The organism is Aminobacter sp. P4_D5 (assembly GCF_056401815.1).
In genome coordinates this window covers 1-1,024 of the sequence record NZ_JBFUIP010000434.1, presented here as the reverse complement: position 1 = coordinate 1,024, position 1,024 = coordinate 1, and the positions used below count along the sequence as shown (strand labels likewise).

The 1,024-nt window shown below is 65.5% G+C and carries 1 protein-coding gene; it reads right to left on the bottom strand.

The window, feature by feature from the left end:
- A partial coding sequence (locus tag AC1DWF_RS32545; protein WP_476842646.1) for a TorF family putative porin occupies nucleotides 1–706 on the bottom strand: 706 nt, incomplete at its 3' end.
- Between the last annotated feature and the right edge of the window lie 318 nt (nucleotides 707–1,024).

Here is a 1,024-nt window from a genome sequence, read left to right as displayed (position 1 = left end):
AGATGCAGTCGCTGCGGCTGATCGAGGTGTCGTAGTAGCCGACGCTGGCCGTGACGGTGTTGCCGAGGACCGGCAGGACGAAGTCGCGGCTCAGCATGACACCCCACCAGGCGTAGTCGGGCGTGCCGAAGCGCGGGTTGCGCTCGATCCACTGGTAGCCGACGCGGCCGCCGAGGGTGACGTCCCAGATGCCCGTCTTCCAGTCGGCGCCGCCCTCGATGTAGATGCCCGTGCCGGAGGTGCCGAAGTAGTTCGGCGAGCCGTTGACCGCCGCGGAGAGCGTGACCGGGCCGATCTCGCGCGTCGCCTTCAGATAGGCCTCGAAGTAATCGAGCGGGTAGGTGCCTGGCGCGCGCGTGTAGCCGGGATAGAGATAGCCGATCCCGCCGATGTCGAAGTTGAAGTCGAAGGCGGAGAAGCGGTAGCCGCCGTAGGCGTCGACCTCCTGCCGGGCGTCCGTGTAGGCGAAGCGCACGTTCGAGATGAAGGTGCCGATGTAGAAGCCGCTGGAATGCACCAGCTCGGCCGAGCCCTGATAGGCCATCCGCGAACGCGTCTGGCTGATACCACGGAAGAGGTAGTCGCTCGCGACCGTGGCGGTGGGCGAGAGCGTCAGTCCGGTTTCGCCGAGGACGATCTGGGCCGAGGCGGGTGCGGCCGCGGCGAGGCCGGCGGCGGCGGTCAAGGCGAGCAGGAGCTTGCGCATGAAATCTGAACCTTTCCTGGTCGGACGTGTTGCGACCATTMAGGCTGTAAAAGCATGCCACGGCAAGTCGAAAAGTCTATAAAGAAGGCATAGTGTTGCGATTTGGTAACACGATTACCCGAAATGCCTTTATTTTGGGCTGGACGACCGGGAGTTGCGCCGCAGTAGCGGACAGATTTCGGCAAATTTCCGAAGCGTCAGACCCGAAGGTCCAGCAGCGAACCGCGGGGCAGCGGCCGCGAGGGAGCCGGCGGCACGGCCTCGAGCTTGCGTTGCGCGACGGGTTCCGCCTCCGGTCGCGCGGCACGGCCGGTGCGC